This is a genomic window from Acidovorax sp. NPDC077693 (genome assembly GCF_044542805.1).
GTDB lineage: Bacteria > Pseudomonadota > Gammaproteobacteria > Burkholderiales > Burkholderiaceae_C > Acidovorax.
Window position 1 is genome coordinate 169,526 of record NZ_JBITVD010000005.1, and the last position, 19,668, is coordinate 189,193.

Below are 19,668 nucleotides of genomic sequence, written 5' to 3' on the forward strand. Positions count from 1 at the left end.
CTCGAGCGCAGTGGACTTTGCGCAGATGCCGTAACCGGCGCATGTGGGGTTACGCCGCTGGCAGAACCCTGCGCAGTGCGCGCACTTTTTTCCAGACCACCGCCTTCGGGCTGCCGTGCATACCCATGGCCTGCATGCAGCGGTCCAGCCAACCCACGCGGTTCTGAAGCCGGTCAATCGCCTTGCCCAGGTCGCGCGCTATCGATGTGCCGTACGCCTCTTCTGCCTTGGCCATTGCCTTGCGCAGTGCGGGCAACCGCAGGTCCATCATCGCCAGGTCGATCACATCGCGGCTGAAGACTCCGTCATCGGCCTGTCCGTCCGAATTGGCCAGGAGTTTGGACGCTGCCAGGTCCAGCGGGGTGAGCGTGCTGACGCCGCAGACCACATCCTCGGGCCCTGGCGGTGCGAGCGTGATGCGGCCTTCGCGCACGATCTCGAACTTGATCGCCTGCCCGTCCATCTGCACCTGCGTGCGGATGCCGTATTGGTCTGCACGTATTTCTCGCTGCGCAACCAGCGGCGTGGCGTGTTCGTGGGTGATAGGTGCCAGCCCGTCTGGGCCTGTGAGCAGTTGCCTCAGCTCGCGATAGCCTGCAAGGTCGGAGACCAGAAAGTCGATGTCCACAGACTCACGGTATTCGCCATACCGCAGTGCGATGCAGGTGCCCCCGCCGAACAGGCAGCCATGCTGACGGAGGACAGCGCCGTTCAGGGATGCCAGCACATGGGCAATGCGCTGGTGGTGCGGCCTGTCAAACATGGGGGATGGCGTTACCGTCGCCAACGGCCGAGAAAGCCAGGCGCAGCGCTTTCAGCAGTGCCTGCTCGTTGTCCGCCATGGCGCTCAAGTCGAGGTGGCGTGCGTTGCGCTCGTAGATATCGAGCGCTTCAGTGGGTGTGAGTGCATCGGTTCCATGCACCTGCCAAGCCAGCGCCTTGAGCTGGGGATAGTCAGCCAGCCGGATGCGAGCGGGAATCCAGCCTGCCAATGTTCCTGGTAGCTGCGCACCCGCAGAGCCGCTGGCAGGGTCCACCAGGGCCGGGACCATGCCGAGCGCGTTCATCACGTTGCACCAGGCGCCCATGGTCGCCGAAGGTTCGCCCTTTTCGATGCGATGCAAGGTAACCCGCGATATACCCGCAGATTCTGCTGTGACCGTGGCGCTCAGGCGCAGGGCCTTGCGCCGGGCGCGCAGTTGCTCGCCCAAGGCTTGCAGATGGGATGCAGTGTGCTCTGAGGCAAGAGGCGCTGGAGATGGCATTTGATTCTCATTATTTGCAAAATGCGATTTTTGTCAACAATGAGAAACGATTTATAAAGCAAAGACGTGCAGTGCCGAAGTGCTGTGGAGTCAGTGCGTCACAAACTCGTACGCCACTTCCTCGCTCTCCACCATGTCGAGCACGTCGTTGAGTTCATCATCGGTCTCGCTGCTGCTCCACATGTCTTCCGGGTCCGATGCGAACAGTGGCTCGATGGCGATGTCCAGGAATTTGCCTTCGGCCATCTGGATCACCGGCGTGCCTTCGGAGGTCTCGACCAGCTGCCAGTCGTCGGGCACGGTCATTTCAAGCTGGATGGTGACGTTGAGTTTTTTCATGGTGTTCCTTGTGTGATGGGGTCGTCTGCGCAGGGCAGGTCGATCGATTCGCAGTGCCATGGTCGACGGTCGATCCATGGATGATGATCCACCGGTGAAACAGCGGATCGGGCTTGCAGGGTAACCCAGCACGGTGGCAGTGCGTGCCCGGTGCCATCATTGGGCGCCTGCACGGCATGGTTGATGCTAGTGGCTGGCGTATTCTTTTTGTGCGTCCTGCCGGTGCAGCGTTTGCCGCGCGGCCCCCAAAGGACGCTGGTCCATCCCCCCTCCTGGAGCGCTTCAAAAATCATGATCACCAAGAAAACACTCGCCGTGGCTGCCACCGTCCTGGTGGCGGGCCTGTCCCTCTTCAGCCAGGCCGCGCAGGCCGGCCCCCGGCTCGACAAGATCCTGGAGACCAAGGTCATCCGCGTGGGCACGCCGGGCGACTACCGGCCCTTTGCCATCAAGACCGACGCGGGCCTTTCGGGCCATGACATCGACGTGATCGAGGCGATGGCCAAGGAGCTGGGTGTGAAGATCGAATACGTGCAGACCTCCTGGCCCAACCTGATGAAGGACCTGCAGGCCGACCAGTTCGACATCGCGGTGGGCGGCATCACGCGCAATGTGGCGCGCATCCGCCTGATCGAGATGCTGCCGGGCTATGCGCCCTTCGGCAAGGTGGCGCTGGTGCGCTCGGCCGAGAAGGCCAAGTACAACACCGTGGACGACTTGAACAAGCCCACGGTGCGCGTGATCAAGAACCCCGGCGGCACCAACGAGACCTTCGTGCTGCAGAACCTCAAGACCGCGCAGGTCAGCACGCACGACAAGAACGCCGAGATCCCTGCGCTGATCGCTGAAGGCAAGGGCGACGTGATGATCACCGAGACCTACGAGGCCGTGGTCTACAGCAAGGCCGACCCGCGCCTTCACGCCGCCTTCATCGACGCACCGCTCACGCCCAAGAGCTACCTGGGCTTCATGCTGCCCAAGGACGATGCGGACTACACCCGGGTGATGAACTTCGTCTGGGGCCAGATGGACAGCCGGGGCGTGCTCAAGCAGGCCGCCGACAAGTGGCTCAAGTGATATTGATGATGACGATGGTGGCGCCCGCCTGACGGCACGAGCCCGCGCCCTGCGCCGGGCGCGGTTGCCGCAGCACCGGCCGGCGTGCGGGTGCTGCAGATCACTCGGCAGGAATGTCGGGCTCGACCAACTGCGCCAGCAGCTGCAGCGACTCCTGCCACCCCAGGTAGCACATCTCGGTCGGGATCACGGCGGGGATGCCTGCCTGCACGATGGACACCTCGGTGCCCACCAGCACCTTCTTGAGCACGATGCTGGTGCGCATCTCGCCGGGCAGGTTGGGGTCGTCGAAGCGGTCGGTGTGCACGATGCGCTCGCCGGGCACCAGCTCCAGGTACTCGCCGCCGAACGCATGCGTCTGGCCGTTGCCGAAGTTGGTGAACTGCATGCGGTAGGTGCCGCCCACGCGGGCATCCAGGCTCAGCACCCGGCCGGTGAACCCGTGGGGCGGCAGCCACTTGCACATCGCGTCTGCGTCCAGAAAGGCGCGGTACACCCGCTCTGGCGGAGCGCGCAGCACGCGGTGCAGGGTGACAGTGCCGCCGGCTGCGGCGCTGTGGCTGCTGTTGTCGGTCGGGTTGCTGGTCGTCATGGGCGGTCTCCTTGGGGTGTCAACTACTCAGGGTGGATGAAGAAGGTGGGCAGCGGCGGGGCCCGCAGCTGTTCACATTCCTACGACGAACGGGGCAGCCCGTTTTCGACAACAGGGGGCCGGCGCCGGCATTTTTTCTGGACGCCTGGCGCTGTCCAGCCCTGGCATCAGGCGGCCACGGTGCGCACGCGGAAACTCTCGCTGCCCTCGGCCCAGGCCAGCAGGCGGTCGATGTTGGGGTGCTTGCCAGGGAAGGCCTTGGCGTCTGCCGTGTGCTCTGCATACCACTCCAGCCCCAGCGCAGCGGCGGCCGGCGTGATGCTGCCGCCGTACAGGGCCGCCAGCGCGGCGTAGACGACCAAGGAGCCCGTCTGGCCGGGCTTGTTCTCAATGGTGGCCACCACCTGGTCGCCGGCATCCAGCAGCTGCAGGGCGGCGAGGTGGGTGGTGGCGGGGAGTTGCTGGAGGCGGGTTGCGAAGTTCATAAAAAATTGGGTTGGAGTGAAAAATGCCGCTACCGCATTACTGGTAAGCGGTGAATGCTATTCAATGAGGAGCATTGATGCTGGCGCATGACGCCGGGTGCACATCGCTCGCTCGGGGTGTTGCCATCACGCCTGCCACACCCCGAACCCCGCCGAGCGCAGGTCGATGCCGATCTCGATCTCCCGGTCCAGCGCATCCTCATAGCTCATGGGGTTGAAGCCTTCGTACAGGTCGGGCAGCAGGCGCAGGCCGTATTGCGTCACGAACCTGTTGGCCTGGATGCCGGCCTTGTGCTTGTCGAACCGCACGTCCGGGTCCAGGCCCGTCATGCCCACGTACACGCAGGGCTTGCCGTCGATGTAGCCAGGATTGCTCTTGCGAAAGCGTGGCTCCAGCAGCACGTCTTTCGATAGCTCGATGACGTAGACGTGGTGATGGAGTTTGCGGCGGCGCATGGGGGTGGTTGCGTGGGCGCTGGTGGGCTGGACGGGGGTAGCCGGTGGTGCGCGGCGCTTCAGGCCTGTGGCCGTGGCGCCGGGCCGATTGTTCACACCGGTTGTTCACTCGTCGTCATCATTCCCCTGGCCGTCGTCGCGCAGGCGGCGCTCGAGCTTGCCGCGCAGCGATTCGGTCTCTTGCAGGAACTGGTCCACCGGCACGGCAGGGGCCACGCGCAGGCTGGGCGGGAACAGGCTGCTCATGTACAGCACAGAAGACAGCCGCATGTTGTTCAGCCACTGCGCCCCCAGCCATGCCGGCACGCCCAGCACGATCGCGGCGGCCACCGTCCAGGCCAGGCCCACACGGCGACGCGGCAGCACGGCGGCCAGGTGGGCATACAGCGCACCTGCCAGCGTCAGCACGAGCAGCAGACTGGCGAACTGCGCAAAAATCTCGAGCGAAAAAGCGAATGCGATCACATGGGCCAGCAGCTGCACTGCGTCCATCGCCAGTGCCGCAGCGCAGGCAATGCGCACATGGCGCCAGAACTGCAGGGAGCCCGCAAACACCTTGTTGGCCACTGCCCACACGCCCGACCACACGACCATCGCCACCAGCAGCGTGAGCAGCACGCCAGGCACATCCTTGAAGTACTGCAAGGTGTCGCGCGCATCCAGCCACGACTCCCCCAGCCCCGCGAACAGCACCAGGGCCGCCAGCGCGGCCGTGGTGCCCACCGTGCGCCACGGAAACTGCGGCAGCGGCTGTTCATCGGCAATGGGCGTGTCGGCCAGGCGCAGAGCGATGTGGGTGTGGCCCAGGTCGACAGGCGTGCCGTGGGGCCAGCCAAAGCGCTCGCCCTGGCGGTAGTGCTTGCGCTGCAGGCGTGCGCCGTTGCGCGTTTCCAGCACCTCGACCTGCACCTCGCGGGAGGCGTCTGCCGCCCGGTCGATGCGCAGGTGCGTGGGGGCGACGAAGGGGTCGTCCAGCACCAGGTCGCAGTCGAGCCCCCGGCCCACGGTCACAGGCCAGCGTGTGATGGGAGCGCGCGCCAACAGGGCGCCGTGACGGTCGAAGGCTTCGATCAGTCCCAGGGTCGGCATCATGGTGCGGCCTCCCAGCGGAACGCCTTGAGGTAGTGGCTTGCCAGCTTCATGCCGTTGTCGAAAGCGATGCCTTGCACGTCCAGGCGGCCCAGCACGCCCTGGGTGGGCTGGTTGGTGCTTGCGGCCAGCACCGTCATGGTGTACAGGCCGGGCAGCTTGCGGTAGGCCGACATGCAGATCACCACCCGCATAGGCAGGCTGCCGGGGTTCACATAACGTTCGGAGCAGTCGACCGCCGTCTGCTGGCGGTTGCCGCGCCGCAGAAACTGCTCGTTGGCAAAGCTGTGCGAGTACATGCGGCCGAACCGGGCGGCACCCAGGGTCGGGGCGTTGTAGGTTTCGTAGGCCAGGCGCACCGCGCCGGTGTTGAAGTCACCCGCCACCACATCGCTGTCGGCCCTGCACTGCGTGCGCTCCAGGTTCAGGCCGGGAAAGGCCGGGTCGCGCCCCGAGCCCCAGCACCGCGCCAGTGCGTCGTCCGGCACCGGCACGCGGTAGTTGCCGTGGCGCTGCTCGCGAAACGGCGCTTTGAGGAACCGGTCCGTCAGCAACTGCTGATGGCCCGTCAGCTGCCGGGTCATCTCGCCGTACGCGGGCTGGGTGATGGGTTCTGCGGCAGCTGCTGCGCGCTGCACCAGCGCCTGCGCGAACTCGGCAGGAATCAGGAAGCTGACCTGCTCCCCGTCGAGCCGCTTGGCCACGTTGATACCCAGCACCCGCCCGGCATCGTCCACCGCCGGGCCGCCGCTCATGCCGGGGTTGAGCGTGCCGCCGAAGAAGATGCGCGGGTAGAAGCTGCGCCGCACCAGCCCGTTGTAGGTGCCCTCGGTCACGGCAAACCCGATGTCCAGCGGGTTGCCCAGCGAATAGATGCGCTCACCCTGCGCCAGGGCCTCGGTGGCGGGCCGAAAGCTCAGCACCGGCGCTGCGGCGGTGCGGGCCTTGGTGCGCAACACGGCCAGGTCGTGCTGCACATCGAACGCCAGCAGCTCCACGTCGCCTTCCTGCCCCTCCATCGTCACGTACACGCCGCGATACCGCTCGGGCTCCAGCGCCAGCTGGCTGGCCACATGGAAGTTGGTGACGATCAGGCCGTCGGCAGACACGAAGAACCCAGAGCCGATCGACGCCTGCGTGTCGGCATTGCGCAGCAGCGTGCGGATCTGCACCAGCTTGTCGCGCGACAGCTCGTAGATGCGCCGTGCGTCGCGCGACAGCGCTGTGGCGGGCACCGGCACGGCCGCACCTGCTGTGGAAGGGTCTGCACTGCCAGTTGCATCGCTGCCAGGCGTTGACGGTGCTGCAGCGCCGGGCGCCACGGGCGGCAGCCCGCCTGCAGGGCGTGCCGCCGATGCGCTGGCAGGGGTGGTGGGGGCAGGCGGTGTCATGGGCGCCTTCTGTGCGTGGGCCGACATGCAGGCCAGCAAGAAAACGACGGGTGTGGCAAGCCGAAGCGGCCAGGGCAGGGGAAGAGGCATCGGGGTATTCTATGAACGCTCTGCACCGTGCTCCGCGCGGGCGGTCTAGCCACCCCACGCCACGCACCCCCATTTCGCTTTTTACACACGCCACACCACCGCCATGCCAGACACCCATTCCTACCCCATCGGCACACCCGGCCAGCCCTGGGGCGCCGCAGAGCGCGACCAATGGCGCGCTCGCCAGGTGCGCCGGCGCAGCTACGCCGACGACGTGCTGACCGCCGTCGAGGCACTGCGCGGCCGATTCGATGTGGAGATGTACGGCGATGTCGTCTATGCCGACGCCCACCATGCGGCAGAGCGGTTTCCCCTGCGGGCCCTGCGCAGCCGCCCATGGAACGAAGGGTTGCCCAGCGTGCTGGTCACCGGCGGCGTGCACGGCTACGAAACCAGCGGCGTGCACGGCGCGCTGCGCTTTGTGGACACGCAGGCCGAGCGCTTTGCAGGCCGCGCCAACCTGCTGGTGGTGCCCTGCGTCAGTCCCTGGGCGTACGAGCGCTTCCAGCGCTGGAACTTCGACGCCATCGACCCCAACCGGTCCTTTCGCGAAGGCTCACCCGCGCAAGAGGCTGCCGCGCTGATCCGCCTGGTGGCCCCGCTGCGCGGCCAGTGGGCGGCCCACGTCGACCTGCACGAAACGACCGACACCGACGAATCCGAATACCGCCCCGCCGTGGCCGCGCGCGACGGCAAGGTGTTCGAGCCCGGCAGCATCCCCGACGGGTTCTATCTGGTGGACGACACCGACAACCCGCAGCCTGCGTTTCAGCAGGCGATCATCGACGCGGTGAGCCGGGTGACGCACATCGCGCCTGCGGATGACCAGGGGGAAATCATCGGTTCACCGATGGTGGCGCATGGCGTGATCCATTACCCGATGAAACAGTGGGGCCTGTGCGCGGGCATCAGCGGGGCGCGCTACACCACGACGACGGAGGTGTACCCGGACAGTGCGCGTGCCACGCCGCAGCAGTGCATCGAGGCGCAGGTGGCGGCGGTGTGTGCGGCGGTGGAGTTTGTGGTGGCCAGCGCGTCGGCGTGAGTGTTTTTTCTCCGGGGCGGCAGGGGCTTGCGCGGCACTGCTGCGCATGCCGTACAAATCTGAGCACTGCGTCCACTTGGATCTAACCAGCTCTGCTGGCAGGGAGGACAGGTCGCCGATACCCGGTCCCATAGCTCTTGTGGGGCAGAATTCGGCCAGGAACTGTCGTTCGATAGTTCACCCACCGTAGTCATAACGTGAGATTTCATCGATGGATCTTGAGCGTGTAGCGTACTTTCGTAACCAGTACTCTCGAATGAGTGATGAGGAGTTGGCAACTCTCATGATCATGCGGCGGGATATGCTGGAAGAAGAAGCCATTGAGGCTCTCCAGCGCGTTCTGGACAAGCGAGACATCTCAGCATTCGTAGGAGAAATGAATGCAAAGATAGGCGACATGAAAGCGCAGAGAGAAGCGCACGATCAGGAGCGTGAACGTCAGAGGGCTACAAACCGTCAAATCCCACGCGCCATGCTAATTGTCGTTGTCGCAGCGATTGCCATTTTTTCTGCTGCTGTAATCACTAGGGCAATGACTTAGACGTCAGGCACTGCAAGACGTGCTTCTGTGGCACACCGCTACTTCCGCTATGGGCCCGAAGCCGACTTTGGTCCTTCCACGAAGCGGACAGTTGAAATGCATCCTGGGGGATGCAACGCTGAGACTACCAGGGGCTGCGGGGACTAAAGCTCATAACTGGCGAAATTCGCCTTGTAGACTTCTAGGATGTTGGTTCCAACCACCTCAAATTCACCCTCCATGTGATGATGGAAAGCGATTACTTGAGTCGGCGCTTTCCAGTTGATTCCCCATACCTCGTCGCTGTTCGAGCACCCAAAAAAGATGTACGGCTTTAGGTCGAACTCCGGGGCAAGGTGCGTCCACTCCTCCCAATGGAACTTGGTCAATGTGACCAACGACCCGATGGAGTCTTCCTCGGTGAGGGAAAGCAGATATTTGGCGTTGCCAACGTTTTCTCTGACTCCATCCGCTTCCAGGTAGAGATTTCTGAGTTCTTCCGGAAATCTCAGCCCCAAGGCGGCCTCTGCTTGCGAAATCGCCTCCGCCGAAGCGGCAGGTGAGTAGCGCCAGTCTGGAAACAGTTCTTTAAGCATAACAAAGCATCGCAGTTACTAAAATGATTGCGCAGGCCAGGCGCGCGTCTGTGCGTCGCGGAACCTAGGCGAGGAGATGAACGGCTGCTCCTGGCCGTTTGCGGCCAATGATTGAGCGCCTGCTGCGGGCGTTCATGGCGCTGGACTGACCGGTCATCATCACCGGAATGCGCAGCTGCTTAAAGAGTGTTGCCTGAGGCGCCCAGCAACCGGGAGCTCACCTCGACCGCATCGGGCGTGGCGAACTGCATGTTGTGCCGATCGGTCAACGGGCCGTGGCCAGGCTCCATGCCCCCGGCAGCGCCGTAGCCCATCGCTTTGAACTTCCAGACACCACCGACCTTTTTGAGTGAGCCGACATGTGCGCCATCGGCGGTGTGGACCGCCACCACTGCTTCGCTGACGGGCAACAACTGCAAGGGGCCTGCTACCGGTCCGGGAGGCATGTGGGCGAAGGTGGGGTTGGCGGTAGGAGGTTGGGTTGCAGGCATGGCGATGTTGGTGTCCACCGTGGCCTTTACGCTATCGAGGCGGCTTGGGGCTGATGGCGTTTGGGATTTCACGGCCAATAGGCAGCCTCGATCAATGGGCGGGCGCCGAGCACAGGGCTTCTTGCTCTTGCGCCTGTTTCGCGGCTTGTGCCACGCGAACAAATTGCGAGCATTGCTCCACCCATTGCAGCCGTTGCAAGACACTCAATTGTCCAAAAGCGCGCAACCGTTCGTCGCTCACGTAGTAACTGTGTTCATCGCGCAGGGCGTTGCGTTCGGTGGGGGTCATGGTTGGATGGGTGGTGCAACTACTCTGGCTTCAGGCGCTGCAGATGTGCAATGTCGGCCAAATCAATGGGGCGACCCGCACTTTGCTTGAGAGCGATGAGATCGTCAATATGGGCCAGCGCCACAGGGACGCCTGCGACGTCGAGGTGCATGGCGCGTTCGCACATGCCTTGCGGGTCGACGGGAGGAAAGAGCAGTACATCCAGGGTGACCCCTGAAAGCGCATCGGTGCGAAGGGCGAAGGCTTGCAGATTGCGCTGCGCGTGCCAGTCCTTGAGGGTGTCGATCTGTGCCAACGTGTTGAGCGGAACTGGAAGAACAGGCCGTAGCTTCAATTCAAGCGCAGCGTTGATCAGATGCTGCATGTTGTCGGGCGACACCACAACGCAGACATCGATGTCCATGGTGTTGCGCTCGACCCATGCAGTGCTACAGCCAGCCCGCCAATCAGTACATATTCAACCCCGTGACGGTGCAATGCGGCAAAGAGGCCGAGGTAGAACATGGCGTTGACTGGCGGTGCTGCGCCGGGACTTACTTGCCCCAGGAGTCCTTCAACCCCACCGCCAAGTTAAACACCGGTTTCCCCGCCCGGTGATCCACCCGGTCTGCCACAAAGTACCCGTGCCGCTCGAACTGGAACTTGTCGTCCGGCTGGGCCTTGGCCAGCGACGGCTCCACGATGGCCGTTGCCACCTTCAGGCTGTTCGGGTTCAGGCTTTCGATGAAGTCCTTGCCGCCCGCATCGGGCTGGGCTTCCAGGAACAGGCGGTCGTACATGCGCACCTCGGCCTTCACGCCGTCGGCCACGCCCACCCAGGTGATGGCGGCCTTGACCTTCACGCTGTCGGCGCCGGGGGTGCCGCTCTTGGTGTCGGGCACCACGGTGGCCAGCACTTCGGTGATGGTGCCGTCGGCGTCCTTTTGGCAGCCGGTGCATTCGATGACGTAGCCGCCCTTCAGGCGCACCTTGTTGCCGGGGAACATACGCTTGTAGCCCTTGGGGGGCACTTCTTCAAAATCTTCGCGTTCGATCCAGACTTCCTTGCCGATGGTGAAGTGGCGCTCGGGGCTTTCCACGCCTTCGGGGGGGTGGGGCAGTGATGGCAGGGTGCAGGGCTCCAGGTGGCCCGCGCCCATGACCTCGTCCCAGTTGGTCAGCACCAGCTTGACGGGGTTGAGCACGGCCATGCCGCGGAAGGCCTTGAGCTCCAGGTCTTCGCGCAGGCAGCCTTCCAGGGTGCTGTAGTCGATCCAGCTGTCGCTCTTAGTCACACCAATGCGCTCGGCAAACACCTGCAGCGATTCGGGCGTGTAGCCGCGGCGGCGCAGGCCGACGATGGTGGGCATGCGCGGGTCGTCCCAGCCGCTGACCTTGTGGTCGTACACCAGCTGGGCGAGCTTGCGCTTGCTGGTGATCACGTAGGTGAGGTTCAGGCGGGCGAATTCGTACTGGCGGGGGGGCGGGTTGCTCAGCAGGCCGCCTTCCGTCAGTCGCTCCAGCAGCCAGTCGTAGAAGGGGCGCTGGTCTTCGAATTCCAGCGTGCACAGGCTGTGGGTGATCTGCTCGAGCGCGTCTTCGATGGGGTGCGCATACGTGTACATCGGGTAGATGCACCAGGTGTCGCCCGTGTTGTGGTGCGTGGCGCGGCGGATGCGGTAGATGGCCGGGTCGCGCATATTGATGTTGGGGCTGGCCATGTCGATCTTGGCGCGCAGCACCATGGAGCCGTCTTCGTGCAGGCCGGCCTTCATCTCGCGGAACTTGGCCAGGTTTTCGGCCGGGGTGCGGCTGCGGAAGGGGCTGTTCACGCCTGGCTTGCCGAAGTCGCCGCGGTTGATACGCATCTGCTCCACGGTTTGCTCATCCACGTAGGCGTGGCCGGCCTCGATCAGGTACTCGGCCGCGCGGTACATGAAGTCGAAGTAGTCGCTGGCCTGGTAGGGCGGGGCGCTGGGGTGGCCGTTCCAGTCGAAACCGAGCCACTTCACCGCGTCGATGATGCTGTCGACGTATTCGGTGTCTTCTTTTTCGGGGTTGGTGTCGTCAAAGCGCAGGTGGCACACGCCGCCGTAGTCGCGGGCCAGGCCGAAGTTGATGCAGATGCTCTTGGCGTGGCCGATGTGCAGGTAGCCGTTGGGCTCGGGCGGGAAGCGGGTGCGGATCTTGGCCGGGTCGGGCTGGCCCGCCGCGTGGTGGGCGGCGTCGCCCGGTGTACCACCCCAGCGGCGGGCGGCGTAGGTGCCTTTTTCCAGGTCGCTTTCAATGATCTGGCGCAGGAAGTTGCTGGGCTTGACGGCTTCCGGGGCTGTCGCGGTGGCGGCAGCCGGTGTGTTGGCGGCTGGATTGACGGGGTTTTGGGTGCTCATCGGGCCATTTTAGGGCCCGGTTTCGTGATGGTTTACGCATGGAAACGGGCGAATGTACTTCCGGACACAACGTAAAGACAAATTTATGCCATCCTTTTGCCTACTTGGTGCGTTATGTACCGGTGAGGCGAGTCCATTTGGCTGGCTACCCTCATTCCAACAGGAGATATCCGTATGACTCAATCCCGTTCTATCTATGCCTTGGCAGCTTCCGCAGGCGTAGCGCTGGCATTGCTGGGTGGCGCGGGCGCCGCCCAGGCCCGCGACGTCAACTGGTCGGTGGGCATTGGCGTGCCGGGTGTGGTGGTGGGGGCCAGCAATGGCTACTACGCACCAGCCCCGGTGTATGTGGCCCCGCCCCCACCGGTGTATTACGCACCCCCACGGCCTGTGTATTACGCGCCCCCTCCAGCGTACTACGCCCCTCCACCCGCCGTGGTGTACTACGGTGACCGTGGCTACCGAGGCCACCGCCACCATCACCACGACCGTGGCTACGGCCGCTGGGACCGCTGATCGGCCCTGCCCCGGCAGCCGGTCCTGACCGGCACGGCTGCCGTACTTTGTAACCAAAACCTCTTGGGCGCCAGTCGCTCACAGGCAGCGTCTTTGCACAGGCTGCCTTTTACAGCGGCCTTCGGGCCGCTTTTTCTTTGGGCGCGCGCAGGTGGCGGCGCAGCATAATTTGGCACCTTTGCCCGCTGCATGGCGGGTGCAACCCCTCGGAGTGCATGCCCTGTGAAAACCGTTTTTGTCCTCAATGGCCCCAATCTGAACCTGCTGGGCACGCGTGAGCCTGCCGTGTACGGCGCACACACCCTGGCCGATGTCGAAAAACTGTGTGCCGACGCCTGCGCGCGCCACGGTTTTGCGCTGCGGTTTCACCAAAGCAACCACGAGGGTGCGCTGATCGACTGGATCCATGAAGCGGGCCGCCTGCATGCGGCGGGTGAGCTGGCCGGCGTGGTGATCAATGCCGGTGCCTACACCCACACGAGCGTGGCGCTGCACGATGCCACCAAGGGTACGGGCATCACACTGATCGAGCTGCACATCAGCAATGTGCACGCCCGCGAATCCTTCCGGCACCATTCGTACATGGCCGCGGCCGCCAAGGCCGTGATGTGCGGGTTTGGCGTGCTGGGCTATGGCCTGGCCATCGACGGGCTGGCGCAGCTGCAGCCCCAGGCGGCCCCCTGAGCGTAGTGGTACCCCCGGGCGCACTTTCGCAAGGCAGACGGGCACACGCATGACCACCGCACCCACCCCGACGCTGGAGGTGCCCGAAGACGAGGTGGAGATCACCGCCATGCGGGCGCAGGGCGCGGGTGGGCAGAACGTCAACAAGGTATCGAGCGCGGTGCACCTGCGCTTCGATGTGGCGGCGTCGTCATTGCCCGACGGGGTCAAGGAGCGCCTTTTGGCACTGCGCGACAGCCGCATCACGCAGGATGGCGTGGTGGTGATCAAGGCGCAGCAGTACCGCAGCCAGGACCAGAACCGGACGGACGCGCTGCAGCGCCTGAACGCGCTGGTCAACACGGTCGCCGTGCCGCCCCGCGTGCGGCGTGCCACGCGGCCGACCTATGGCTCGCAGCAACGGCGGCTGGCGGGCAAAAGCCAGCGCAGCGAAACCAAGGCGCTGCGCGGCCGCGTGAAGGATGGGTCCTGAGGGGCTGTTGCCGGACCCCGGGCAGGTTGCCATTGTTGGGGGTGGCGATGTTTTGTTGCCCGGCGCATTGGCAGTTTTTACCGCCTCATTAGCACCACCCGTGGAACGATCTGTCTGATGCACAGGGCTTGGTATCGCGGGCTGTCGGTCCTACATTCAATGCATCCCCCCACGCAATGAATCCAAAGGACATCGCCGTGTCTGCCAACGCCCCTGCTTCCCCTGTTGTTCCTGCACTGTTCGTCTCGCACGGCGCGCCGCTGTTTGCGCTGGACGCCGGCACCACCGGCCCCGCGCTCACGCAGTGGGGTGACAGCCTGAAGGCACAGTACCCGGGGCTGCGCGGCGTGGTCATCATGTCGCCCCACTGGATGGCACGCTCGCCGCAGGTCATGACCGGCCCGCAGCCGGAGACCTGGCACGACTTTGGCGGGTTTCCGCCCGCGCTGTACCAGCTGCAATACCCGGCCCCGGGCTCGCCCGCGCTGGCGCAGGAGGTGCTGGGCTTGCTGCAAGCCGCCGGCGTGGCGGCGCAGGGTGACGCGGCCCGCCCGTTCGACCATGGTGCCTGGGTGCCGCTGATGCATCTGTTCCCGCAGGCCGATGTGCCGGTGGTGCAGGTGGCCCTGCCCGTGGGCGCTGGGCCGGCCGAGGTGTACGCGCTGGGCGCGGCACTGCGCAGCCTGCGCGACCAGAACGTGCTGGTCATCGGCTCGGGCAGCATGACGCACAACCTGGCCGAGTTCTTTGGCGGCGAGCGCGAGCCCGCGCCCTACGTGCTGGAGTTCAGCCGCTGGATCGAAGCGGCCCTGGCGCGCGGCGACATGAAGGCACTGCTCAACTACCGCAGCGAGGCGCCGCATGCACGCCGTGCACACCCGACCGAGGACCACTTTTTGCCCATCTTCTTTGCGCTGGGCGCAGCGGGCGACGATCTGCAGGCCCACTACCTGAGCCGCGAGGTGATGTACAGCATGCTGTCGATGGATGCTTTCGCCTTGCAGCCCGTGCATTGAGACGGCACGTCCGCCCACCTATCTATCTTCAAATCCGGCCCTGCCGCTCATCCATGCTTGATCTACCGCTCACCTTTTTGCAGCGCCCGGCCGCTGCCACCACGCCCCGGCCCTGGCTGCTGGTGCTCATGCACGGCGTGGGCAGCAACGAGCAGGACCTGTTCGGCCTGGCGCCGCACATTCCGGAGCGTTTTCATGTGCTGAGCCTGCGGGCACCGTTTCGCATGGGGCCGGGCTCGCACGCGTGGTTCGACTTTTCCATCGAGCCCAACGGCGAGCGCACCATCAACGAGGCGCAAGAAGCGCAAAGCCGCGCGCTGGTGGCCCAGGCCATCGCGTCCGCCGCAGAGCAACTGGGCATTCCGCCCGAGCGCGTCGTGGTGGGCGGCTTCAGCCAGGGCGGCATCATGGCGCTGTCGCTGCTGCTGACCCAGCCCGCGCTGATGCAGGCGGCCATGGTGTGGCACAGCCGCCTGCTGTCGCAGGTGCTGCCCCTGGCCGCGCCGCCCGATGCGCTGCGGGGCAAGCAGCTGTGGCTGAGCCACGGCACGCACGACAACGTGATCCCCCTGGCCCACGCGCAGGCCATCGCGCAGCACATGGGCCCGCTGCCCGTGGCGGTCACGTACCGGGAGTTTCCAGGCGCGCACGAGATCCGCCCGGCGGAGCTGTCCGCCACGGTGACCTGGCTGGACTCGCTGGCTGGCCCGCCGGCGGCTTTCTGACCCGGCGGGCGGGGGCATAGGCCAGCACACCCACATCCTCCTGCGCACCGCAGGGCTGCCCGTGCCGCTCGCGCAGCGGTGGCGTGGCGAGGTCTGGCAAGGCACCGGCATCGCCCAGCGGGTACATGGCGTTACGCACCGGGCGCAGGCGCGGTTTCCAATGGTGCATTGCACCCCGCACGGGAACGCATGGCGGCCCACGCCGTCGTACCCAGGGCGTGCCCCATGCACCGCCACAGGAGACCCGATGCCCGATCACGACACCGCCGAGTTTCGCCCCGCACCCGAGGGGGCATCGCCCCTGCCCAAAGTCGCCCTCGCAGCCCTGGGCTGCGCGGCCATCGCGGGCGCTGCGTGGTGGTTCTGGCTGCGCCCCGCAGAGCCTCAGCCCGCGCCACCGCCGCCCCCGGTGGCCAGCGCGCCCGCAGCCCCGGCGGCTGCACCCCCCATGCCCGAAGCCTCGGGTCCGCAGAACCTGGTCGATGGCCTCGCACCCGCCGACACCGCTTTGCCGCCCCTGGCGGAATCGGACACCCGTGTGACGGCCTTGCTCGGCGAACTGCTGGGCAGCGACAAGGTGGCCAGGTTTCTGTGGACCGAAGGCTTTGTGCGCCGCGTGGTCGCCACGGTGGACAACCTGGGCCGCGCCCAGGCGCCATCGCGCATGTGGCCGGTGCAGCCCACGCCCGAGCGCTTCACGGTGGAGGGCGCCGAGGGCGCGCAGACCATCGCCTCCGCCAACGCAGCGCGCTACAGCGCGGTGCTGGCCTTTGCCGAGGCCGTGCCGCTGGACGCCGCGGTGGCGCTGTATGCACGGCTGTACCCGCTGTTCCAGCAGGCGTATGAAGAGGTGGGCTACCCCCGGCGCTACTTTAACGACCGCCTGGTGGCCGTGCTGGACCACCTGCTGCTCGCGCCCGAGCCCAAGGGGCCGCTGCGCGTGAAGCTCCTGCCGGTGAACACCGACGTGCCCGACCTGCGGCCCTGGGTGCGCTACGAGTTTGCCGACCCGGCGCTGCAGGCCCTGTCGAGCGGCCAGAAGATCCTGGTGCGCATGGGGCCCGCCAACGCGGCGCGGGCCAAAGCGCTGATCCGCGAAGTGCGCCAGCGCGTCGCCACCGGAGCGGTGGCCCGCAAGCCCGTGCCGTAGTCCCGCACTGCGTGGGGCCGTGGCGGCAGGCTGTGCGGTGGGGATGGGCTTGGGGGCTCCAACCCCTGCGGCGGGTCAGGCCTGCGCCGGCCGTGGGCCGTGGCGCAGGGTCAGCAAGGTGCCCAGCGTCAGCGCTGCCAGGGCAAACGCCGGCCCGCCCAGGGCGCCCACGTGGTCCACCATCAGCCCGCCAAAGATGGCGCCGCTGGCAATCGCGATCTGAAACGCCGCCACCAGCAGCCCGCCCGCGCCCTCCGCCTGGTCGGGCGCGGCCCGCACGATCCAGGTCTGAAAGCCCACCGGAAACGCGCCGAACGCAAACCCCCACAGCGTGACCGCCACCGCCGTGATGGCCGCCGACTGCCCAGCCACCAGCAGCACGGCGGCCAGCACGGCGATGACGGCCCCACCGGCCACGATGGCCTGACGCTCGCTGCGCCCCGCGATCCATCCCCCCACGAAGTTGCCGAAGAAGCCGCCCACGCCGTAGCCCAGCAGCACGGCCGTGATGGTGGCGACCGACAGGTGCGTGACCTGCTCCATCAGCGGGCGAATGTAAGTAAAGCCTGCGAAGTGGCCTGAGATGACGAGCAGCACCGCCAGCAGCGCCACGCGCACCGGCGGGCGGCGCAGCAGCTCGCCCAGCACCTTGAGGTTGGGGTTGTCGCGCGGGGGCAGGGCGGGCAGGGCCACCAGCTGCACCGCCAGCGTGACGAGGCTGATGCCGCCCGCCGCGATGAAGGCGCTGCGCCAGCCCCACAGGTCGCCCATCCACGCGCCGATGGGCGCCGCGCACACGGTGGCCACCGACACCCCGGTGAGGATGAACGACATGGCCCGCGCAAACAGCGAGGCCGGCACCAGCCGCATGGCCAGCGCGGCCGACATGGACCAGAAGCCGCCCAGCGCCACGCCCAGCAGTACCCGCGCCACCAGCAGCGTGGCCAGGCTCCCGGCCAGGGCGGACATCACGTTGGACAGCACCAGCAGCAGCGTGAAGGCGATCATCACCAGCCGCCGGTCGATGCAGCGCGTGAGCAGCGGCAACGACGGCGCAGCCACGGCGGCCACCAGCGCGGTGACGGTGACCGCCTGGCCCGCGGCCCCATCGCTCACGCGCAGGTCGCTGGCCATGGCGGTCAGCAGGCTGGCGGGCAAGAATTCGGCCGTGACCAGGCCGAACACGCCCAGCGCCATGGACGCCACGGCGGCCCAGCGTGCCTCGGTGGGCTCGGGGGCGGCGTGGGGGGCGGGTTCGAACGCCGATGCAGGTACGGAGTCGGCATCGGCCACGGCGCCCATGGGCGCGTCCAGGCAGGTGGAGCAGGAAGAAGAGGAGGACACGGGCAAAGCCTTGGGTTGGAACGGACGTCCATGCTAGGGATAAGATGTCGGCGTTTCCATGCCGTAAAAGCCGAAATGCTTGACTTTTCATCCAGACCGTTTGACCAGGTGCCGCAGCCGCCGTGGGTGGAGCCGCCGGACCTGCTGACCCAGATCCTGCTCGGCCTGCGCCTGGACGGCGTGGAGTATGGCCGCTGCGTGCTGCACCCGCCCTGGGCCATCGCCTTTCCGGCGCAGCGCTCGGCGCGGTTTCACTTCGTGGGCCACGGCGGCGCCTGGCTGCGCACGCCGGGAACTGAATGGCAGCGCCTGAACATGGGCGATGCGGTGCTGCTGCCGCACGGCAGCTTCCACGTGCTGGCCAGCTCGCCCGACGTGCCGCCGGTGGACATCGACTCGCTGGCGCGCAAGGCCGTGTCTGAAAACATCTACCTGGTGGACGGCCGCGATGCGGGCCGCGCACCCCGGGGGGCCCCGGTCGCGCCGCCCCCGCCGCTGGCGCCCGACGTGCTGTTCAGCGGCGCGCTGCGCTTCAACCTCGACCCGCTGCACCCGCTGATGGCCATGATGCCCGCGGTGATGATGGCCGGCGACCTGGCCCGGCGCGACACCACGGTGCCCGTGCTGCTCGACGCCATGGAGCGCGAGGTGGCGCAGGACCGCATGGGCGCCTGCGCCATCCTGGCGCGCCTGGCCGACGCGCTGGCGGCCAGCATCATCCGCGCCTGGGTGGAATGCAGCTGCAACAGCCCCACGGGCTGGATCGCCGCCGTGCGCTGCCCGCGCATCGGCAAGGTGATCGCGGCCATCCACGCCGAGCCCGAGCGCGACTGGAACGTGCCGCTGCTGGCCGACCTGATGGGTGCCTCGCGCTCGAGCTTTTCGGAATCGTTCACGCGGACCATGGGGGAGAGCCCGGCGCGCTACGTGGCCAAGGTGAAGATGTCGCAGGCGCGCCGCTGGATCGCACGCGACGGCATGCGCGTGGCCGTGGCGGCCCATCGGTTGGGCTACGAGTCCGAAGCCTCCTTCAGCCGCGCATACAAAAGGATCATCGGCCAGCCCCCCAGCACGGCGCGTGCGGAGTGATGGACGATGGACGATGGAGGAAGGGCAGGGCGCTGGAGCCCGAACGCTATGCCCGGGGCAGCGGCAGCGCCGTCTTGTAGCGCACCTGCTTGAGCGCAAAGCTCGACCGGATCTTTTCCACACCGGGCATCGGGGCGAGCTGCTCCACGATGAACCGCTCCAGCGCCGAAATGTCGGCCACGGCGACGCGGATCAGGTAGTCGCTGTCGCCGCTCATCAGGTAGCACTCCATCACCTCGTCGTGCTCCGCGATGCGGCGCTCGAAGTCGGCCAGCGCCTCCTTGCTCTGCGCCTTGAGGCTGATGCTGATGAATACATTGAGCCCCAGCCCCAGCGCCGCCGCGTTGGCCAGCGCCACATAGCGGCTGATGACGCCTGCGGCCTCCAGCGCCTTCACCCGCGCAAGGCACGGCGAGGGCGACAGGTGCACACGCCGCGCCAGCTCCACGTTGGACAGGGAGCCATCGGCCTGCAGCTCGGCCAGAATGCGCAGGTCCAGGGTATCGAGTTTCATATGCTGCAGTTTATTGTTTTTGCGGCATAAGCTGCTGGTATTTCGCTGCATCGGCTGCAAAACG

The 19,668-nt window shown here is 66.3% G+C and carries 25 protein-coding genes; 10 read left to right on the forward strand and 15 right to left on the reverse strand.

From position 1 onward, the window contains the following. Positions 1-49 precede the first annotated feature (49 nt). The 3 genes from ACIGHN_RS08485 to ACIGHN_RS08495 all read right to left on the reverse strand — a co-directional run bounded on the left by ACIGHN_RS08485 (position 50) and on the right by ACIGHN_RS08495 (position 1,604). Positions 50-763: a nucleotidyl transferase AbiEii/AbiGii toxin family protein gene (locus tag ACIGHN_RS08485; protein ID WP_396504015.1), complete on the reverse strand. Its 714-nt coding sequence runs from the start codon at positions 761-763 to the stop codon at positions 50-52. Beyond that, positions 756-1,211, reverse strand: a complete 456-nt coding sequence (locus ACIGHN_RS08490) for a helix-turn-helix domain-containing protein (RefSeq protein WP_396504016.1) — start codon at positions 1,209-1,211, stop codon at positions 756-758. The genes ACIGHN_RS08485 and ACIGHN_RS08490 overlap by 8 nt, the downstream gene beginning before the upstream one ends. A 144-nt stretch (positions 1,212-1,355) precedes the next feature. After that, positions 1,356-1,604 carry a hypothetical protein gene (locus tag ACIGHN_RS08495; RefSeq protein WP_056170038.1) on the reverse strand — a complete coding sequence of 83 codons (249 nt, stop codon included), beginning with the start codon at positions 1,602-1,604 and terminating at the stop codon, positions 1,356-1,358. A 291-nt stretch (positions 1,605-1,895) separates the two neighbouring features. Here ACIGHN_RS08495 and ACIGHN_RS08500 point away from each other — a divergent pair, with 291 nt between their 5' ends. After that, positions 1,896-2,681 (forward strand): transporter substrate-binding domain-containing protein, encoded by a 786-nt coding sequence (locus tag ACIGHN_RS08500; RefSeq protein WP_396504017.1) that lies wholly within the window; start codon positions 1,896-1,898, stop codon positions 2,679-2,681. A 100-nt stretch (positions 2,682-2,781) separates the two neighbouring features. Here the strand turns inward: ACIGHN_RS08500 and ACIGHN_RS08505 are convergent, their stop codons facing one another. The 5 genes from ACIGHN_RS08505 to ACIGHN_RS08525 all read right to left on the reverse strand — a co-directional run bounded on the left by ACIGHN_RS08505 (position 2,782) and on the right by ACIGHN_RS08525 (position 6,694). After that, positions 2,782-3,273, reverse strand: a complete 492-nt coding sequence (locus ACIGHN_RS08505) for an SRPBCC family protein (RefSeq protein ID WP_396504018.1) — start codon at positions 3,271-3,273, stop codon at positions 2,782-2,784. 167 nt (positions 3,274-3,440) lie between these two features. Continuing rightward, entirely contained in the window at positions 3,441-3,758 is a 318-nt protein-coding gene (locus tag ACIGHN_RS08510) for a DUF2322 family protein (RefSeq protein ID WP_396504019.1), read from the reverse strand. A 126-nt stretch (positions 3,759-3,884) separates the two neighbouring features. After that, complete coding sequence (locus ACIGHN_RS08515; RefSeq protein WP_056418882.1) at positions 3,885-4,214, reverse strand: hypothetical protein; 330 nt, start codon at positions 4,212-4,214, stop codon at positions 3,885-3,887. 105 nt (positions 4,215-4,319) lie between these two features. Next, positions 4,320-5,306: an FHA domain-containing protein gene (locus ACIGHN_RS08520; RefSeq protein ID WP_396504020.1), complete on the reverse strand. Its 987-nt coding sequence runs from the start codon at positions 5,304-5,306 to the stop codon at positions 4,320-4,322. Further along, positions 5,303-6,694 carry a serine protease gene (locus ACIGHN_RS08525; RefSeq protein ID WP_396504021.1) on the reverse strand — a complete coding sequence of 464 codons (1,392 nt, stop codon included), beginning with the start codon at positions 6,692-6,694 and terminating at the stop codon, positions 5,303-5,305. The genes ACIGHN_RS08520 and ACIGHN_RS08525 overlap by 4 nt, the downstream gene beginning before the upstream one ends. Before the next feature lie 193 nt (positions 6,695-6,887). Between ACIGHN_RS08525 and ACIGHN_RS08530 the strand changes: the two genes are divergently transcribed. Together ACIGHN_RS08530 and ACIGHN_RS08535 are read left to right on the forward strand one after the other, a co-directional pair. Beyond that, positions 6,888-7,829, forward strand: coding sequence for a M14 family metallocarboxypeptidase (locus ACIGHN_RS08530; protein ID WP_396504022.1), 942 nt, complete (start codon positions 6,888-6,890; stop codon positions 7,827-7,829). Between the two features lie 211 nt (positions 7,830-8,040). Further along, on the forward strand, positions 8,041-8,370 hold the full coding sequence (locus ACIGHN_RS08535) for a hypothetical protein (protein WP_396504023.1): 330 nt from the start codon (positions 8,041-8,043) through the stop codon (positions 8,368-8,370). A gap of 143 nt (positions 8,371-8,513) precedes the next feature. Here ACIGHN_RS08535 and ACIGHN_RS08540 read toward each other — a convergent pair whose 3' ends face one another. The 5 genes from ACIGHN_RS08540 to ACIGHN_RS08560 all read right to left on the reverse strand — a co-directional run bounded on the left by ACIGHN_RS08540 (position 8,514) and on the right by ACIGHN_RS08560 (position 12,094). Then, a complete protein-coding gene (locus ACIGHN_RS08540; protein WP_396504024.1) occupies positions 8,514-8,945 on the reverse strand; it encodes an SMI1/KNR4 family protein in 432 nt (143 codons plus the stop codon). A gap of 179 nt (positions 8,946-9,124) precedes the next feature. Beyond that, positions 9,125-9,454: a hypothetical protein gene (locus ACIGHN_RS08545; protein ID WP_396504025.1), complete on the reverse strand. Its 330-nt coding sequence runs from the start codon at positions 9,452-9,454 to the stop codon at positions 9,125-9,127. A gap of 73 nt (positions 9,455-9,527) precedes the next feature. Continuing rightward, positions 9,528-9,725: a hypothetical protein gene (locus ACIGHN_RS08550; protein WP_396504026.1), complete on the reverse strand. Its 198-nt coding sequence runs from the start codon at positions 9,723-9,725 to the stop codon at positions 9,528-9,530. 19 nt (positions 9,726-9,744) lie between these two features. Continuing rightward, positions 9,745-10,128: a hypothetical protein gene (locus ACIGHN_RS08555; RefSeq protein ID WP_396504027.1), complete on the reverse strand. Its 384-nt coding sequence runs from the start codon at positions 10,126-10,128 to the stop codon at positions 9,745-9,747. 130 nt (positions 10,129-10,258) lie between these two features. Beyond that, complete coding sequence (locus ACIGHN_RS08560; RefSeq protein ID WP_396504028.1) at positions 10,259-12,094, reverse strand: glutamine--tRNA ligase/YqeY domain fusion protein; 1,836 nt, start codon at positions 12,092-12,094, stop codon at positions 10,259-10,261. Between the two features lie 174 nt (positions 12,095-12,268). Here ACIGHN_RS08560 and ACIGHN_RS08565 point away from each other — a divergent pair, with 174 nt between their 5' ends. The 6 genes from ACIGHN_RS08565 to ACIGHN_RS08590 all read left to right on the forward strand — a co-directional run bounded on the left by ACIGHN_RS08565 (position 12,269) and on the right by ACIGHN_RS08590 (position 16,657). Then, on the forward strand, positions 12,269-12,610 hold the full coding sequence (locus ACIGHN_RS08565) for a hypothetical protein (protein ID WP_056418859.1): 342 nt from the start codon (positions 12,269-12,271) through the stop codon (positions 12,608-12,610). 189 nt (positions 12,611-12,799) lie between these two features. Continuing rightward, positions 12,800-13,294, forward strand: coding sequence for a type II 3-dehydroquinate dehydratase (aroQ, locus tag ACIGHN_RS08570; RefSeq protein ID WP_396504029.1), 495 nt, complete (start codon positions 12,800-12,802; stop codon positions 13,292-13,294). 49 nt (positions 13,295-13,343) lie between these two features. Continuing rightward, the gene (arfB, locus tag ACIGHN_RS08575; RefSeq protein ID WP_396504030.1) at positions 13,344-13,766 is read left to right on the forward strand and encodes an alternative ribosome rescue aminoacyl-tRNA hydrolase ArfB; all 423 of its coding nucleotides are present in this window, start codon (positions 13,344-13,346) and stop codon (positions 13,764-13,766) included. 176 nt (positions 13,767-13,942) lie between these two features. Continuing rightward, positions 13,943-14,782, forward strand: a complete 840-nt coding sequence (locus tag ACIGHN_RS08580) for a DODA-type extradiol aromatic ring-opening family dioxygenase (protein WP_396504031.1) — start codon at positions 13,943-13,945, stop codon at positions 14,780-14,782. 53 nt (positions 14,783-14,835) lie between these two features. Further along, positions 14,836-15,507: an alpha/beta hydrolase gene (locus tag ACIGHN_RS08585; RefSeq protein ID WP_396504032.1), complete on the forward strand. Its 672-nt coding sequence runs from the start codon at positions 14,836-14,838 to the stop codon at positions 15,505-15,507. A 247-nt stretch (positions 15,508-15,754) separates the two neighbouring features. Further along, a complete protein-coding gene (locus tag ACIGHN_RS08590; RefSeq protein ID WP_396504033.1) occupies positions 15,755-16,657 on the forward strand; it encodes a DUF3014 domain-containing protein in 903 nt (300 codons plus the stop codon). 75 nt (positions 16,658-16,732) lie between these two features. Here the strand turns inward: ACIGHN_RS08590 and ACIGHN_RS08595 are convergent, their stop codons facing one another. Then, positions 16,733-17,959, reverse strand: coding sequence for an MFS transporter (locus ACIGHN_RS08595; RefSeq protein WP_396504138.1), 1,227 nt, complete (start codon positions 17,957-17,959; stop codon positions 16,733-16,735). Between the two features lie 117 nt (positions 17,960-18,076). On the opposite strand from ACIGHN_RS08595, the gene ACIGHN_RS08600 reads away from it, so the two are divergent. Next, a complete protein-coding gene (locus tag ACIGHN_RS08600; RefSeq protein ID WP_396504034.1) occupies positions 18,077-19,090 on the forward strand; it encodes an AraC family transcriptional regulator in 1,014 nt (337 codons plus the stop codon). Positions 19,091-19,136: 46 nt separating this feature from the next. On the opposite strand, the gene ACIGHN_RS08605 is transcribed toward ACIGHN_RS08600, so the two are convergent. After that, positions 19,137-19,604 carry an Lrp/AsnC family transcriptional regulator gene (locus tag ACIGHN_RS08605; RefSeq protein ID WP_396504035.1) on the reverse strand — a complete coding sequence of 156 codons (468 nt, stop codon included), beginning with the start codon at positions 19,602-19,604 and terminating at the stop codon, positions 19,137-19,139. Positions 19,605-19,668: the final 64 nt, after the last annotated feature.